The organism is Pseudonocardia sp. N23 (genome assembly GCF_002583555.1).
GTDB lineage: Bacteria > Actinomycetota > Actinomycetes > Mycobacteriales > Pseudonocardiaceae > Pseudonocardia.
This window is the reverse complement of sequence record NZ_BEGX01000050.1, coordinates 1-510: the sequence shown is the minus strand read 5'-3', so window position 1 is coordinate 510 and position 510 is coordinate 1. Positions and strand designations below refer to the sequence as shown.

Below are 510 nucleotides of genomic sequence, written 5' to 3'. Positions count from 1 at the left end.
CGACCCGAGCATCGACGTCGACACCATCCCCGGGATCAGCAGCGGCGAGAAAGCCATCGCCAAGGCCCTGCAGACCTACGGCGCCTACGTCGGGGACAACGGCGGCGCCCGGATGGCGTTCATCGCCGAGTACGCCCCCGACTCCAACGCCTACTCCCAGGCCGGGCTGTCCGGGGACTTCGTCGCCCTCGACCACATCCCCTGGGCCAAGCTCCGCGTCCTGTCCGACTGGAGCGGCGGCACCCAGACCACCCCCACCGGAACCGACACCAGCACGGGCTCGGGCTCGGGCGGGGTCGAGCCCAGCGCGGCGACCTGCGGAAACGGGCAGCGATGAGCCCTCCCGTTTGACGGCCACGCCATGTACCGGGCGCGGCTCGCCTGTCGACCGAGAACCAGTCGTCGACCCGACCACACCGATCGTTTCGTGACCAAGGAGCAGTGACCCCTATGCCTGTCACCACCACCGTCGGCGCCCTGGCCGTCGCCGCCGCGCTGGCCGCGGGACCG

Annotated in this window: 1 pseudogene; it reads left to right on the top strand. The window is 71.4% G+C overall.

The window, feature by feature from the left end:
• Nucleotides 1–337, top strand: a pseudogene (locus tag TOK_RS13185) (hypothetical protein); the annotation flags it as partial.
• Nucleotides 338–510: the final 173 nt, after the last annotated feature.